Below are 15,086 nucleotides of genomic sequence, written 5' to 3' on the forward strand. Positions count from 1 at the left end.
CCTTCCCGGACAAACTTGTCCAGGGGATGCCGCCAAGCCCTTGTGCCACCTGCGTTTGGCCCAATGGTGCAGCGCATCATGTAAGCGCTTGCAGTTCCTGCTAGCGTGCGCGCCATCTCGCTCTGAGGTCGCCATCGGTTGGGGCCGATGTCATTCATGTGCATGTGTGACACGAACGTTCTGCGCCAGCGGACCGTGCGACCCTTCCCGGCGTGCGGTGGCAACCGCGTTGTTTTGGAGGTTTTGCCATGAGTCGGCCACGCTCCGAAGGCGGTAGCGTCACCATCAAGGACGTCGCGCGCGAAGCGCAGGTGTCGGTGGCAACGGTCTCGCGCACCATGAATGGGCACCAGCATGTGGCCGAGTCGGTGCGCGAGCGCGTGCTGCAGGTGGCCCGCGCGCTGCATTACATCCCGCACCACGCCGCGCGCAGCCTCAGCAGCCGGCGCACCCACACCATCGGGGTGGTGTTGCCTGACCTGCATGGCGAGTTCTTTTCCGAACTGATCCGCGGCATCGACCAGGTGGCGCGCGAGCAGGGCTACCACCTGCTGGTGTCCAGCTCGCACGGCGACCCGCAGGCGCAGCGCAAGGCGCTGGAACGCCTGCCCGGGCGCGTGGACGGGGTGGTGGTGATGTCGCCCTCGCTGGGCGACTCCGGCGTGCACGAGGACGCCCTGCCCGGCGGCCTGCCGGCAGTGCTGCTCAACTGCGCCGGCACGGCCAGCCAGCGCCCGGTGCTCAACGTGGACAACTACGGCGGCGCGCGGACGATGACCCGGCACCTGCGCGACAGCGGCCACCGCCGCATCGCCTTCATCGCCGGGCCGGCCGACAACTTCGATGCGCATGAGCGTCTGCGCGGCTACCGCGACGAGCTGGCGCTGGATGCCGACGTGCAGCCGTGGGTGCTGCCGGGCAACTTCGACGAAGAGTCCGGCTACCGCGCCGGCCAGACGCTGGCACAGGGCGCGCGCCCGGATGCGGTATTCGCGGCCAACGACATGATGGCGCTGGGCTGCCTGTTCGCGCTCGGCCATGCCGGGCTGAAGGTGCCGCAGGACATCGCGCTGGCCGGCTTCGACGACGTGCCGATGGCGCGCTACGTGCTGCCGGCGCTGACCACCATGCGGGTGGATATCGCCGGGCTGGGCGCGCGGGCATTGCAGTTGTTGCTGGGCCAGCAACTGGTCGATGCGCCCGCCCCGCCCGCCGATGCCGCCCCCCCCGCGTTTTCCGAGATGGTTCCCGAACTGATCGTGCGCGCGTCCAGCGCGCCGCGGGCGGCGCCTCCCACCTGAAACGCGCCACCACGCTTTGCCGAACGTGTGTTGCTTGCAGTCCTTTGCCGTTGTTGCCAGCTGTCCCGCTTGACGCAGTACCGACGCGCCAGCCACTCCGCTGGTTCGCGCTTTACCCCTGGGAGGGGGAAAGTCATGAAGAATTACCGCACCGTCTCCACCCTGCCCGCGCGCAGCCTGTTGTGCTGCGCCCTTGCCGCCTCGTTGCTGGCCAGCACCCCGGCCATGGCCCAGTCCAGCAATGCGACCTTGCGCGGCCAGGTTGCGGCAGCACAGGCCGGCACCACCGTGACCGCGACCAATGTCGCCAGCGGTGCCGTCCGACGCGTGCCCACCGGTGCCGACGGCAGCTACGCGCTGGTCGGCCTGCCCCCGGGCACCTACAAGGTGGATGCCGGCCCCGGCAGCGAGCAGACCGTGACCCTGTCGGTGGCCTCGTCGGTCACCTTGAACCTGGGCGGCAGCGCAGCCGCGGCGCCTGCCGGCGATGCCACCACGCTGGATGCGGTGCAGGTCACCGCCACCACGCTGCAGGAGGTCAAGACCTCCGAAGTGGGCACCAACGTGTCGCTGAAGCAGATCAGCACCGTGCCGCAGCTGACGCGCAACTTCCTGGAGTTCGCCGACACCGTGCCGGGCATGCAGTTCGAGACCAACTCCAACGGCAACAGCCAGATCCGCGGCGGCGCGCAGGGCAGCTCGGCGGTGAACGTTTACATCGACGGCGTCGGCCAGAAGAGCTACCTGTTCGGCGGCGTGTCCGGGCAGGAGCAGAGCGCGGGCAACCCGTTCCCGCAGCTGGCCATCGGCGAGTACAAGGTCATCACCTCCAACTACAAGGCCGAGTTCGACCAGGTCGGTTCGGCAGCGATCGTGGCCTCGACCAAGTCTGGCGGCAATGAGTTCCACGGCGAGATCTTCGGACGCACCAGCAATACCGATTTCCGCGCGCGCCAGCCCGACGAACGCGCCGGCGCACCCAACTCCGATGGCAGCAAGCGCAAGACCCACCAGGACGAATACGGCTTTGCGCTGAGCGGGCCGATCGTGCAGGACAAGGCGCATTTCTTCTTCAGCTACGAAGGCAAGGGCTTCGAGGTCTCGGCCGATCCGGTGGCCGTGCCCGATCGCTTCAGCGCGCTCAGCGACGACCTGCCCGCCGGCGTGCAGAGCCGGCTCGGCTCGGTCACCCGTCCGTTCAACGAAGACCTGTATTTCGGCAAGGTCGACTGGGACATCGGCGAGAACGACCGCCTGGAGCTCACCGGCAAGTACCGCGACGAGGAAAGCCGCGACAGCGTCGGCGGCCAGACCACCGCGATCGCCTCCAAGATCAACCTCAACACCGAAAAGCGCTTCGACCTGCGCTGGCAGCATTACGGCGAGCGCTACGTCAACGAAGCGCGCGTGTCCTATGAGGACGTGCTGTTCAATCCTACCGCCTACACCGTGGGCAGCCAGAGCGTGTACACGCGCGGCATCGCCGAAGACGACGTGCTGCTCAACGACGGCGCCACCAGTGGCCTGGCGATCCAGCGCAAGGGCCAGAAGGGCCCCAGCTTCCAGAACGACCTGACCTTCAACAACCTGGAGTGGCACGGCAACCACGTCATCAAGATGGGCGTGAAGTACAAGGAAGTGGAGCTGACCCAGAGCGAGAACTCTGCGGCCAACCCGTCGTTCTACTACGCGGTGGGCGATGGCACGGGCACCTCGGCCATTCCCTACCAGGTGCGCTTCAACCTGCCGTTCGCCGGTGCCGCGCCGTCGGTGACCACCACCAGCAAGCAGCTGGGCCTGTACATCCAGGACGATTGGGACGTCAACGACAAGCTGCAGTTGAATATCGGCGTGCGCTGGGATGGCGAAAAGATTCCCTCGTACCTGGACAACGTGACCCCGCCGGAAGTGGTGGCGGCCTTGAACGGCCCCGGCACCGATCCGGCCGTGAGCGCCACCTACGCCGAGCAGCTGGCCAAGGGCGGGGTGGACATCAACGACTACATCAGCAACGGCCGCAATCGCAAACAGGACAACAACAACTTCGCACCGCGCCTGGGCTTTTCCTACGACTTCCGTGGCGACGAGTCGCTGGTGCTGTTCGGCGGTGCCGGCCGCAGCTACGACCGCAACCTGTTCGACGTGATGGGCCTGGAGCAGATCAAATCCGCGCTGGCGCAGTACACGATCCGCTTTGCCGGGCCCACCAACTGCATCCCGGCGGCGGGTACCTGCACCGCCTTCGATCCGACCTATGTGAGCAATCCCGACAGCCTGGCCAACCTGGTCGATGCGCGCGTGCGCAACGGCGAAATCGACCTGCTCAACAACGATCTGAAGACGCCGTATGCCGACCAGTATTCGCTGGGCCTGCGCACCCAGCTGGGCGACTGGAACACCTCGGCCACGCTGTCGTACATCCACAGCAAGGACGGTTTCATCTTCACCCTGGGCAACCGCTATGCCAACGGCGATTTCTTCCAGAACGGCAACCAGGCGTTCGGCCAGACACCCCGCGGCTTCGGCAACCTGATCATCGGCAACAACGGCGTGGAGACCAAGACCGGCCAGTTGCTGCTGTCGGCAGACAAGCCCTATACGCAGGAGAGCGGCTGGGGCCTGACCGCGGCCTACACCTTCTCGCGTGCGCGCGGCAATCGCGGCAACGACGATCGCTACGGATTCGATGCGGCCACCATTGCCGACTATCCGTTCCTGGATCTCAATGCGGTGCCGCGCCACCGCCTGGTGCTTACCGGCATCTACGACCTGTTCTGGGGCATCAGCGGCTCGGCCAAGCTGACCCTGGCCACGGTGCCGCCGCGCAACGAGGCGATCTCCTACGACCAGTACGGCGGCCCGAGTTCGGACAACATCCGCGTGGTCTCGGTGGATGCCCCCGGCGGCAAGTTCATCGCCGGCGGCGACATCTTCGGCACCCGCCAGCTGGACCTGTCGTTGTCCAAGGACATGCACATCACCGATGCGGTGACGGTGCAGGTGCGCGGTGATCTGATCAATGCGCTGAACTTCCGCAACTACGATCAGTACAGCATCGACTGGGGCAGTGCCGGCGTATACGACCCGCGCGTGAGCATCAACCAGTACGGCGCGATGTCCACTCCGCCACGGACCTTGTTCATGAGCGCACGCATCATCTGGTAACGGCTGCGTTGGCGGCATCCGGCGTCTCGACGCCGGTACCGTACCCGCTGCCTAAGCTGCATCGGCCCCACGGCAATGGGGAGGGGCCGGCCGCAGGTTTGTTGCATCGTCCCGATTGAGGTGTGTTGCTGCGGCGCGACGCGCGATGCGCGCGATGCCGCAGACGCCACGCTCCGGTTGGCGACCGTTTTTGCTGTGTTTGCCGTCCCTGCTGTTTGTTTGTTGCCCGCTGTACCCGTTCCATCCACACCAAGCACCAACCTCGACGCGCCAGTCACTTCACTGGTTCGCGCTTTACCCCTGGGAGGGGGAAAGTCATGAAGACTCACCGCACCGTCTCCACCCTGCCGGCACGTAGCCTGTTGTGCTGCGCCCTGGCTGCCTCGTTGTTCGCCACCACCCCGGCCATGGCCCAGTCCAGCAACGCCACGTTGCGCGGACAGGTCGCTTCCGCACAGAGCGGCAGCGAGGTCGTCGTCACCAACCTTGCCACTGGCTCGGTGCGACGCGCACCGGTCAATGCCAACGGCAACTACACCATCGTCGGTCTGCAGCCGGGCACCTACAAGGTCGAATCCAATGGCGCCAGCCGCACGGTGACCCTGTCGGTGGCCTCCAGCGCCACCGTCGATCTCGGCACCGAGGCGGCCGCGGCGCCCGCCGGCGACGCGACCACACTGGACACGGTGACGGTCAGCGCGCCGATGATTCGCGACGTCAAGACCTCCGAGGTGGGCAACACCATTTCGGCGCGACAGATCCAGCAATTGCCGCAGGCCACGCGCAACTTCCTCGAGTTCGCCGACACCGTGCCGGGCATGGTGTTTCAGGTGGATGGCAACGGCAACACCAAGCTGCGCGGTGGCGCCTCCAATGCCAGCGCCGGCAATCTGTATATCGACGGCGTCGGCCAGAAGAGCTACGTGCGCAGCGGCGGCGTTGCCGGCCAGAGCGACACCCAGGGCAACCCGTTCCCGCAGCTGGCGATCGGCGAATACAAGGTCATCACCTCCAACTACAAGGCCGAATACGGCCAGATCAGTGGCGCGGCGATCACCGCGGCCACCAAGTCCGGCACCAACGAATTCCACGGTGAAGCCTTCTATCGCTACACCGACCAGGATCTGCGCGACAAGCGGCCCGACGAGGAAGCCAACGGCAAGATCGATTCGCAGACCAAGGAATACGGGTTTGCGTTGGGTGGGCCGATCATCCAGGACCGCATGCATTTCTTCGTTGCCTACGAAGGCAAGGAGAACGTCGCACCCAAGAGCGTGCAACCGAGCGCAGAGGCAGCCGCGTTCCTCAACCAGCTGCCTTCCGATCTGGCCAGCCAGTACGGCCCGGCCAACATGCCGTTCGAAGAAGACCTGTTCTTCGGCAAGATCGATTTCGAACCCACCGATCGCGATCGCATCGAGCTGAGCACGATCTATCGCGACGAGACCCAGACCGCCAACGTGGGCGGCACCAACACGCTCGCGCAAGCCACCGACAAGATCAACAAGGACAAGCGCACCAACCTGCGTTGGCAGCACAGTGCAGACAACTGGTTCAACGAGGTCATCGTCGGCACCGAAAACTCGGAGAACAACCCGACCCCGCGCACGCTGGGCAACGGCATCGTCTACACATATTTCCAGCCGCGTGCCGGCTCCACCGATATCGATGAGCGCACCTTCCTGACCACCGGTTCGGCCGGCGGCAGGAATGCGCAGCGCAAGAGCCAGAAGGGCTGGTTCCTGCAGAACGACCTGACCTTCACCAGCTTCCAGTGGCACGGCGAACACACCATCAAGATGGGTGTGAACTACAAGGACATCGAGCTGACCTCGCAGGACGCGGCCGCGCTGAATCCGCAGTTCAGCTACCGCGTCAACGGCGGCAGCGTGGAATCCACGCCGTATCGCGTCGACTTCATTGCGCCCTACACCACGCCCGGCCAGCGGGCGACGGTGGTATCGCCGTCCAAGCAGTACGGCATCTATCTGCAGGACGATTGGGCCGCCACCGACAAGCTGATGATCAACATCGGCGTGCGCTGGGATTACGAGGACACACCGGCCTACACCGACTTCGTGACCTCGCAGGCCTTCGTCGACGCGCTGTACGCCAACGATGCGGAAAACCCCGGTCAACCATGGGCCAACCGTCTGCTACCCAGCGGCATCAACGTGGCCGATTACATCAGCACCGGCAACAACCGCAAGAACTTCAAGGATGCCTGGGCTCCGCGCTTCGGTTTCTCCTACGACTTCTTCGGTGACGAGGCCGCCATCCTGCACGGCGGTGCCGCGCGTTCGTACGACCGCAACCTGTTCGAGCAGCTGGCCCTGGAAACCAGCAAGGCGGCGTTGTCGCCGGTCGCGGTGTATTTCGAAAACCCGGCAACCCAGCAGTGCTATCGCGCAGACCGCACGTGCGTTGCGTTCGACCCGCGTTACCTCAACGGCATCGATCAGCTCAACACCATTCCCGGTGTCGCTGGCAGCGCCGAGTTGTTCATGTTCAACAACAAGCTCAAGACGCCGTACAGCGACCAGTACAGCATCGGCATCACCAACCAGGTGGGCGACTGGCTGACCGATGTGACGTTCCAGCGCATCCTGAGCTACGACGGCTTCGCGATGGGCCTGATCAACCGCTATCCGGATGGCTCCTACTTCCAGAACGGCAACGTGCCGTGGGGCGAGCCGGTGCCGGGTTACCAGAACACTATTCTGGGCAGCAACGGCCTGGAGCAGCGCAACAGCCAGGTCCTGCTGTCGGCCGACAAGCCGTACACCAAGGAATCCGGTTGGGGCCTGACCCTGTCCTACACCCACACCAGCGCGCGCCAGAACCGCAACATTGATGAGCCGTACGGTTTCGACAAGGCGACCATCCGCGGCTATCCGTTCGTGAAGTCCGATGCCGTGGCCGCACATCGCTTTGTCGCTTCCGGTTCGATCGATGGTCCGTGGGGCGTCACCTTCGGTGCCAAGCTGGTGCTGGCAACGCCCGAGCCGATCAACACGATCGCCTGCTTCGGCTTCACCGATCCCGATGGCGCGACCTGCCAGCAGGTCGGTGTCACCCCGCCGGGCAGCGGCAAGTTCCTGGTCGGTGGCGATATCTGGGGCTACCGCACGGTGGACTTCCAGGCCACCAAGGAGTTCACCGTGGTCGGGGACTTCAAGCTCAACGCGCGCGTGAACCTGCTCAACGCCTTCAACTTCAAGAACTACAGCGCGTACGCCTACAACGGCTTCGGCAGCAACGGGCAGTTCGATCCGGACATCGCCATCAACACCAGCGGCGAAATCAACTACGTGCCACGCAGTGTCGTGCTGGAAATCGGCGCCAAGTTCTGATTGGCCCCATCGCCACACGCGCCGACATGGGCGTGTGGTAGTTCGAACGGGGCCGGCTGGCCCCGTTCGTTTGTCCGTCCGCCATCTTTGCCCAGGAACACACAGGCATGATCCCCGCTCCCCTCCGCAACATCGTCATCGTCGGCGGTGGCACCGCTGGCTGGATGGCCGCCGCGGCGTTCGCGCGCGTGCTTGGCCCCGGCTTCAAGGTGCAGCTGATCGAATCCGAACAGCTCGGCACCGTCGGCGTCGGCGAGGCCACCGTGCCGCACATCAAGGCCTTCAATAACCTGCTCGGCATCGACGAAGCCGAGTTCGTCCGCCAGACCCAGGGCAGCTTCAAGCTTGGCATCGAGTTCGTCGACTGGCAGCGGCCCGGCACGTCGTACATCCATGGCTTCGGCACCCAGATTGGGCACCCGCTCGGGCTGCTGCCGTTCCACCAGTACTGGATCAAGCAGCACGCGCGCGGCAAGGCGCAGCCGCTGGGTGCCTATACGCTCAACACCGTGGCCGCGGTGCGCGGCAAGTTCATGACCTCGGCCGGCGATGTGCCGGCCAATTCGCCGCTGGCCAATATCGCCTACGCGTATCACTTCGATGCCACGCAGTACGCGCGCTTCTTGCGCACTTACGCCGAACAGCGCGGCGTCACCCGTATCGAAGGCCTGGTCGAGCAGGTGCAGCTGCATGCGGACAGCGGCCACGTGCAATCGCTGCAGCTGGCCTCCGGGCAGGTCGTCAGCGGCGACCTGTTCATCGACTGCTCCGGCTTCCGTGGGCTGTTGATCGAAGAAGCGCTGCACACCGGCTACCACGACTTCACCCATTGGCTACCCTGCGACCGTGCCCTGGCGGTGCCGAGCGAAAACGTCGGCCCGCCCACGCCGTATACGCGCTCCACCGCGCGCGCGGCCGGCTGGCAGTGGCGCATCCCGCTGCAGCACCGCACCGGCAACGGCTATGTGTACTCCAGCGCGCACATCAGCGACGACGAAGCCGCCGCCACGCTGCTCGCCAACCTGGACGGCAAGCCGCTGGCCGACCCGCGCCCGCTGCGCTTCACCACCGGCCGGCGCAAGCAGTTCTGGAACCGCAATGTGGTGGCGCTGGGCCTGGCCAGCGGCTTCCTGGAACCGCTGGAATCGACCAGCATCCATCTGATCCAGGCCGGCATTTCCCGGCTGCTGGAGCTGTTTCCACGCGAGGGCATCAGCCCGGTGCTGGTGCAGCGCTACAACGACCGGCTGGCATTCGAGTTCGACCGCATCCGCGATTTCCTGGTGCTGCACTACCACGCCACCGAGCGCGACGACAGCGCGTTCTGGCGCCACTGCCGCACGATGCCGATCACCCCGGAACTGCAGACCACGCTGGACCTGTTCCGCGACAGCGGGCGCTTCTACCGCAATGCCGAGGAGATGTTCGCCGAGATCAGCTGGGTGCAGGTGATGGTCGGCCAGGGCATCCTGCCGCAGGGCTACCACCCGCTGGTGGACCAGGTACCCGATCACGACGCCGAACGCTTCCTGGCCAGCGTGGCGCAGACCATCGGCCACTGCGTGGACGTCATGCCGACCCACCAGCAGTTCATCGATCGCTACTGCAAGGCAGCGGCGCCGCGTTGAGCGACGGCACCGCCGACGCAGTCGCTGCAAGCACCGATCGGCAGGCAAAAAAAAGGACCGGGCACAAGGCCCGATCCCTTCGAAAACCGGGACAAGCCCGGTGGACAATGAGTGGCACAGCTTCCGACTGACATCGGACGAGGGGCATCGTACGCAGGCTTTAACGTTAAAGCAACACTTTAATAATATCTGCGTAACTCATTGATTAGTCAGAAGCAGCGACCACTGCGGTCTCGTGAAACAAGGTCGGGAAGTTGCGTGCGAACTCTTCGCTGCACTGAGCAACGTAGTCAGCACCCACCTGCTTCACCTTGGCGTAGTCCGCCGCTTGCCAGTCGGCCAGTGACAACTCAATGGGTGCGGGATTGCAGCGTTGTGTGACCGTTGCCTGGCGCTGGCCGTCGCGGTCCGGAGCGCGCGCTTCCATATCCAATGAAAGGTGCAATTGGTAGGGCGTCTGCGAATCCGACAACGAAGTGTAGATCAATGCCCATGTGGCGGGACGGATCACAAACTGCGCGGGCGGCGTGGCCGCAGGATGCGCCAGCGCATAACTACGCAGTTGTTCTTCCAGCGCGTGCGGGAGTTCCTTGATTGAAGGATCTACCAGATCCTCATTCGGGTCACCGAGCAGATCCTCCTTCTTAAATGCCGTAATGTTTCCGCCGGTGCTCATCGCCCCGAAGATTCCCTGCATGACTTTCAGGCTGGTTGCCTTTGCGGTGTGCGAGCGATGCACGACACGCAACCCGGTGGTCTTGCGATAGATATCTTTCGACGCGACCACGGTCAATGGTGGCTGGATCGGCTCGGCGACGATCGCCTTGGGTTTTGGAGCCGTTGCGCAGGCGCTGAGCAGTGCGGCGCCCAGGCCAATGGAGATTAAACGGACATGTGCCATGGCAATCATTCCTTTGAGGTGGCGGGGCAGCTGGGTAACGCGGCGGCAATGGCGCGGCGTTCGGTCGTACCGTCGTTACGCTTTGTCAGGGCATACACATCGAGCCGGCAGCGGCCCGCACCGAAATCCACGTGCGCCTCGTAATCGATACCCGATTCCGGCACGAAACTCCGCGTGGTTGCGCAAGTCGGCCCGTGACCGATCGGGGCATTGCAGACCATTCGATAGCCTGGCGGCGCTTTGGGACACGTCTGACTGGCTACAGCACCGGCACTGAAACCCACCACCATGGGTTCACCTGCCCGCACAGCCAATTCCAAGGGATGTTTGGGTGTATCGCTCAAGCGCGGCATGCCCAGATCCTGCCCACCGAACACCAGCGCGCGAGCAGCTCTGCCAAATCCCGGCACGTTGGCACGGTCGCACGTGGTCCCAGGGTAGATGACGGTATTACCGTCATCGCCGACGATGCGCAGACGCGTTCGTTGACCGTCGGTGGGTTCGTTGTAGCGGAACAACTCAGGCACGTTGGCGACGAGAGAACAGGCGCCAAGGCCAATACAAAGCACCACCGCAGTTAGCGGCCGAAAAAGATCACGCATGACACTGCTATCCGAAACCGGTGTCCCATATCGGCAGCGACCGGCAGCGCGAGACGCTGCGGTAGTACCGTCCTTGGGCGATATGGCGCAAACATCGCGCACATGCGCATCCTTGCAGACGATGGTCACCGTCTAGGTCGCCTGCCGATAAAGAATTACGTTTTCACGTAATCCTCACCAGCAGGCAATACCCCACCCCAGGTGGGTGATTTCCCTACCTGAGTTGACTGGCTATCGCATTTCGCATCTTGCGAGGTCGCAAGAAACCGCAGCCGCCTTACTCGTGACGTTGCCCCAATGCAGTACGAATCTCGGCCTGGATCGCATTCGCCGCAGCGGCCGGATCGGCAGCCAGGCGGATCGGCCGGCCAACCACGATGGCATCGGCGCCGTCGTGGAAGGCCTGCGCCACACCCACGGTGCGTTGCTGGTCGTCGCCGACCGGGCCGCGGGGGCGGATGCCGGGGCAGACGATCGAAAACCCTGCGCCGGTGGCGCTGCGGATCGGGCCGGCCTCCTGGCCGGAGGCGATCACCCCGTCGATGCCGGCGGCCTGCGCGGCCAGCGCGCGCTCCACCACCACCTCCACCGGTTCGCGGTCGATGCCCATCGCCGCCAGGTCCGGCCGGCCCATCGAGGTCAGCACGGTCACCGCCAGCAGGCGCATGTCGCCGTGGTTGGCCTCGGCGGCGGCCTGCAGCATGCCGGCGTGCCAGCCGTGCACGGTGCAATAGCTCACCGGCCACTGCGCCAGGCGGCGGATGGTGCCGGCCACGGTGGCCGGGATGTCGAAGAACTTCAGGTCCACGAACACGCGCTTGTCGCGCCTGGCCAGGGCGTCGAGTACCTGGAAATACTCGCCGGAGGCCAGCAGTTCCATGCCGATCTTGTAGAAGGACACCGACTCGCCCAGGCGGTCGACCCAGGCGATCGCCTCGTCGTGGCCGGGCACATCCAGCGCAAAGATCAACCGCTCATGCGCGGCCAGCGGCAACGGGGCGCGGCTCATCGGGCCACCTCCAGCGCGGCGCGCTTGGCATCGTGGCGCTGCTGCCAGGGCTGGGCGTAATCGTTGTTGAACTGCGCCGGCTCCCAGCCGCCGTAGCTGGGGTTGGGCAGCATCCACCAGCGCTCGCCAAACCAGTCGTGGTACTGCTGCAGCAGCGCGCCACGCGCCTGGCCGGTGTTGGCGGTGACCTGCACGAAGTCGCCCAACTGGTCGCCGAACTGCATCAGCACGCGGTACTTCTGGCCGGCCAACTGGCGCCGGCAGTTCTTCTCGCTGCCGTTCTGCTCGCAGCCCTGGACCACGGTGCCAAGGCCCAGAAACACGCTGTCATCGGCCACCGGCAGCCCGACGCTGCGCAGGTTGGCCAGCGTGGCGTCCTTGAGGTGCACGGCGCGGTTGGAGATGTAGACCAGGGTGATGCCGCGGGCGTTGGCGGCCTTGGCGAAATCCACCACGCCCGGGATCGCGGTGGCCTTCTTCTCCGCCACCCACTGGTCCCAACTCAGCTCGTCGTATTCCTTGCCGTCGCGCAGCAGGCGCGCCTGGTACGGCGAGTTGTCCAGCACCGTCTCGTCTACGTCCAGCACCACCGCCGGCTTCAGCCCGGTGGCGGCATTGCCGCGTTCCTCGGGCACCAGCGCGTCCCAGATGGGCTGCTTCAGCGCCGCGTCCAGCTTATCGGCAGCGGCGCGGTAGGTCTGCTCGGCCACGGCGCGGTATTCCTCCGAGCGCTGCATCCACAACACTGCGTTGAGGTTGTCGTCGCCGGCCGGCACGGTGGCGGCTGCGGGCGGCGTGGCGGTCTTGGCTGCGGCGGCGCCGGCGGCCGCATTGGCGGACACGGCGGCGTCCTGCGCGCGCTGCGCGAGCTCCTTGTCGCCGGGTTTGCAGGCGCTCAGGGCCAGCGCAGTGCAGGCGAGCAGGGACAACGGTGCGTAAAGCGAGGGGCGCATGGCATCCACCAGGACAGGAGCGGCAATGAAGACCGCGATTTTAACGGGTTCGCGCCGCCCCGCCCGCTCCGGCCGACAGCAGTGCTGCGGGCAGCGGCACGTGCGCACGCACGGCGACGTGGTCACCGTGGGATTTGCTGGCGTTGCACGCGTGCCTCATGCGCCTGCGACGACTGACGGCCGCTTCGATCCCGTTGCCGCTCTGGCTGCCCTGCACGGGATCGCGGTCTGAAGAACGCCGATGCAGGATCGGCATATGCTTGTGAGCTGATTGCCCCGGAGTCGCCCCCATGACAGATGCACCTTCCCCGCCCGTCCTCGATACCGCCCAGGCCCGCGTGCTTGGCTGCCTGATCGAAAAAGAGGCGACCACGCCGGATGCGTATCCGCTCACGGTCAATGCCGCGCAGGTGGCCGCCAACCAGAAGACCGCACGCGAGCCGGTGCTGAACCTGCAGACCGGCGTGGTGCATCACGCCCTGCGTCAACTCGAAACCCTGGGGCTGGTCCGCCAGCAGTTCTCCTCGCGCGCCGAGCGTTACGAGCACCGGCTGGGCAGCGTGCTGGACGTGACCCGCCAGCAGGTGGCCCTGATCGGCCTGCTGCTGCTGCGCGGCCCGCAGACGCTGGGCGAGCTGTTCGCGCGCAGCGAGCGGCTGGCGCGCTTCAACGATGCCGACGACGTGCGCCACCATCTGGACCGGCTGATCCAGCGCGGCCTGGCGGTGCAACTGCCGCGTGCCAGCGGCCAGCGCGAGGACCGCTATGCGCATCTGCTCAGCGGCGAGCTGGACGTAGAGGCGTTGCAGGCCGCGGCGGCACGCGCTGCGCCAGGCCCTCGCAGCAGTGCCGACAGCAGCGAGCTTGAAGCGCGCGTACAAACGCTGGAAGCCACCGTCGCCGAGCTGCAGGATGCACTGGCCGCCGTGCAGGCGCGCCTGGAGGCGGCTGGCGCCTAGGGCGACGGTTCGCTCCTGGAGATGCCCGCTTCACATCGACGCCTGCGCGGAGCGCAAAGCACGCAACGACCAGCCAGACCGCCAGATGACGCGCTTGCCGCGCAGTGACGGCGCAGCCTGCGGCCGGCCCGCTTACGTCGGCGTATCCACCTCGTCCCAGTCGGCGTCTTCGAAGTGCAGCAGCCAGTTGAGGGTGTAGTGACGCTCGTAGACCACGCCCGGCACGATGCCGGCCGGTGGCGGTTGCTCGCTCTGGCCGGCCTGGCGCACCGCCCAATGCAGGCGCAAGTGCCGGTCCAGCGCATCCAGCAGCTCGGGCACCGGCCGTAGCGTCAGCAACGGCCGCGTCGCGGCCTCAGCATGCTCCAGCGCGCGCTGGGCAGCCAGGGGCACATCGCACAGGCTGGTCGGCTCCGGCAGCGCCTCGGCCAGCCCCAGGGCCCACTGCAGCACGGCCAGGCTCTCGTAGCGCCATCCGAAGTTGGCGAGCTGCTGCGGCTCCGGCGCAGGCTGGGCAAAAAAGGCGCGCTCCTGCGGCGACAGTGCCACCGCCACGCCGGGCAGGCGGGCGTCCATCTCTTCCAACCCGGGTGGCGTATCGCCGGCGGCCAGCATCTCCGCGCGCAAGGCCACCGCAAACAATGCCAGCATGCGCTGCGTCACCGCCGCCACATCGCGCACCCGCGCTTCGGCCTCGCCAGGCACCGGCGGCAGGCTGGGTGGCACGCGGATGCCTTGCGCGGTCAGCTGCGCGAGTTGCTGCGCACGCCGCTGCAAGGCATCCGGCGGATACGGCACCTGCGCCTGGTCATCGAGCGCGGGCTCGCCCTGGCTGATCAGCACACGCCCCTGCGGGTCGCGCACGCTGCCATCGGCCAGGAAACACACCGCGTTGGCCTGCTCGGCCCACTGCGCCAATTCCCCGAAAGCCGCATCGTCGACCTCGAAGGTGAAGTGCTGGCGCACCCGCTGCACATGCCGCATCAGGTGATAGCGCGGCTGGGTCATCTGGCCGTCGCCGGCCTGACTTACGTAGCCGACGAAGCCATGCAGATGCGTTGCCAATTCCGGATCGGCTTGGTCGCGGTGTTGCACGGCGGCGCGCGGCAGGAAATCCGGCCACAACGGCTCGCGCAGCGTGGAATAGGCGTTGACCAGCAATGGCATGCAAGTGTCCTTGTTGGGGCGACGGACACAACGACGGCGCTTATCGCC

General features: G+C 65.9%; 11 protein-coding genes. 6 read left to right on the forward strand and 5 right to left on the reverse strand.

The annotated features are described in order from the left end of the window. Nucleotides 1-248 precede the first annotated feature (248 nt). The 4 genes from ABQ039_RS19505 (at nucleotide 249) to ABQ039_RS19520 (ending at nucleotide 9,447) form a co-directional block, all read left to right on the forward strand. Nucleotides 249-1,301, forward strand: a complete 1,053-nt coding sequence (locus ABQ039_RS19505) for a LacI family DNA-binding transcriptional regulator (protein WP_016904027.1) — start codon at nucleotides 249-251, stop codon at nucleotides 1,299-1,301. A 135-nt stretch (nucleotides 1,302-1,436) separates the two neighbouring features. Then, nucleotides 1,437-4,466: a TonB-dependent receptor domain-containing protein gene (locus tag ABQ039_RS19510; RefSeq protein ID WP_349778633.1), complete on the forward strand. Its 3,030-nt coding sequence runs from the start codon at nucleotides 1,437-1,439 to the stop codon at nucleotides 4,464-4,466. Nucleotides 4,467-4,783: 317 nt separating this feature from the next. Then, nucleotides 4,784-7,819, forward strand: a complete 3,036-nt coding sequence (locus tag ABQ039_RS19515) for a TonB-dependent receptor domain-containing protein (RefSeq protein ID WP_054592241.1) — start codon at nucleotides 4,784-4,786, stop codon at nucleotides 7,817-7,819. A gap of 107 nt (nucleotides 7,820-7,926) precedes the next feature. Continuing rightward, a complete protein-coding gene (locus ABQ039_RS19520) occupies nucleotides 7,927-9,447 on the forward strand; it encodes a tryptophan halogenase family protein (RefSeq protein WP_104590377.1) in 1,521 nt (506 codons plus the stop codon). A 205-nt stretch (nucleotides 9,448-9,652) separates the two neighbouring features. Here ABQ039_RS19520 and ABQ039_RS19525 read toward each other — a convergent pair whose 3' ends face one another. From ABQ039_RS19525 to ABQ039_RS19540, 4 genes are all read right to left on the reverse strand, one after another. Next, a complete protein-coding gene (locus tag ABQ039_RS19525; RefSeq protein WP_184611658.1) occupies nucleotides 9,653-10,348 on the reverse strand; it encodes a hypothetical protein in 696 nt (231 codons plus the stop codon). 5 nt (nucleotides 10,349-10,353) lie between these two features. Continuing rightward, on the reverse strand, nucleotides 10,354-10,950 hold the full coding sequence (locus tag ABQ039_RS19530) for a hypothetical protein (protein ID WP_126966958.1): 597 nt from the start codon (nucleotides 10,948-10,950) through the stop codon (nucleotides 10,354-10,356). A gap of 277 nt (nucleotides 10,951-11,227) precedes the next feature. Beyond that, a complete protein-coding gene (gene pyrF / locus ABQ039_RS19535; protein ID WP_184611656.1) occupies nucleotides 11,228-11,959 on the reverse strand; it encodes an orotidine-5'-phosphate decarboxylase in 732 nt (243 codons plus the stop codon). Next, on the reverse strand, nucleotides 11,956-12,921 hold the full coding sequence (locus ABQ039_RS19540) for a 5'-nucleotidase, lipoprotein e(P4) family (RefSeq protein WP_184611654.1): 966 nt from the start codon (nucleotides 12,919-12,921) through the stop codon (nucleotides 11,956-11,958). Before ABQ039_RS19540 ends, pyrF begins: the two co-directional genes overlap by 4 nt. Nucleotides 12,922-12,937: 16 nt before the next feature. On the opposite strand from ABQ039_RS19540, the gene ABQ039_RS19545 reads away from it, so the two are divergent. Next, nucleotides 12,938-13,144: a hypothetical protein gene (locus ABQ039_RS19545; RefSeq protein ID WP_184611652.1), complete on the forward strand. Its 207-nt coding sequence runs from the start codon at nucleotides 12,938-12,940 to the stop codon at nucleotides 13,142-13,144. A 58-nt stretch (nucleotides 13,145-13,202) separates the two neighbouring features. Further along, complete coding sequence (locus ABQ039_RS19550) at nucleotides 13,203-13,871, forward strand: YceH family protein (RefSeq protein WP_104575882.1); 669 nt, start codon at nucleotides 13,203-13,205, stop codon at nucleotides 13,869-13,871. A gap of 132 nt (nucleotides 13,872-14,003) precedes the next feature. On the opposite strand, the gene ABQ039_RS19555 is transcribed toward ABQ039_RS19550, so the two are convergent. After that, nucleotides 14,004-15,038 carry a DUF4272 domain-containing protein gene (locus ABQ039_RS19555; protein ID WP_349778632.1) on the reverse strand — a complete coding sequence of 345 codons (1,035 nt, stop codon included), beginning with the start codon at nucleotides 15,036-15,038 and terminating at the stop codon, nucleotides 14,004-14,006. Nucleotides 15,039-15,086 lie beyond the last annotated feature (48 nt).

The organism is Xanthomonas sp. WHRI 6108 (genome assembly GCF_040202385.2).
In the GTDB taxonomy this organism is placed as follows: Bacteria; Pseudomonadota; Gammaproteobacteria; order Xanthomonadales; family Xanthomonadaceae; genus Xanthomonas; species Xanthomonas arboricola.

Excerpts from the sequence above, each read along its gene's own strand:
- ABQ039_RS19505 (WP_016904027.1), top strand. The coding sequence starts at position 249 with ATGAGTCGGCCACGCTCCGAAGGCGGTAGCGTCACCATCAAGGACGTC.
- pyrF (WP_184611656.1), bottom strand. The coding sequence starts at position 11,959 with ATGAGCCGCGCCCCGTTGCCGCTGGCCGCGCATGAGCGGTTGATCTTT.
- ABQ039_RS19555 (WP_349778632.1), bottom strand. The coding sequence starts at position 15,038 with ATGCCATTGCTGGTCAACGCCTATTCCACGCTGCGCGAGCCGTTGTGG.
- ABQ039_RS19520 (WP_104590377.1), top strand. The coding sequence starts at position 7,927 with ATGATCCCCGCTCCCCTCCGCAACATCGTCATCGTCGGCGGTGGCACC.
- ABQ039_RS19510 (WP_349778633.1), top strand. The coding sequence starts at position 1,437 with ATGAAGAATTACCGCACCGTCTCCACCCTGCCCGCGCGCAGCCTGTTG.
- ABQ039_RS19525 (WP_184611658.1), bottom strand. The coding sequence starts at position 10,348 with ATGGCACATGTCCGTTTAATCTCCATTGGCCTGGGCGCCGCACTGCTC.
- ABQ039_RS19515 (WP_054592241.1), top strand. The coding sequence starts at position 4,784 with ATGAAGACTCACCGCACCGTCTCCACCCTGCCGGCACGTAGCCTGTTG.
- ABQ039_RS19530 (WP_126966958.1), bottom strand. The coding sequence starts at position 10,950 with ATGCGTGATCTTTTTCGGCCGCTAACTGCGGTGGTGCTTTGTATTGGC.
- ABQ039_RS19545 (WP_184611652.1), top strand. The coding sequence starts at position 12,938 with ATGAAGACCGCGATTTTAACGGGTTCGCGCCGCCCCGCCCGCTCCGGC.
- ABQ039_RS19550 (WP_104575882.1), top strand. The coding sequence starts at position 13,203 with ATGACAGATGCACCTTCCCCGCCCGTCCTCGATACCGCCCAGGCCCGC.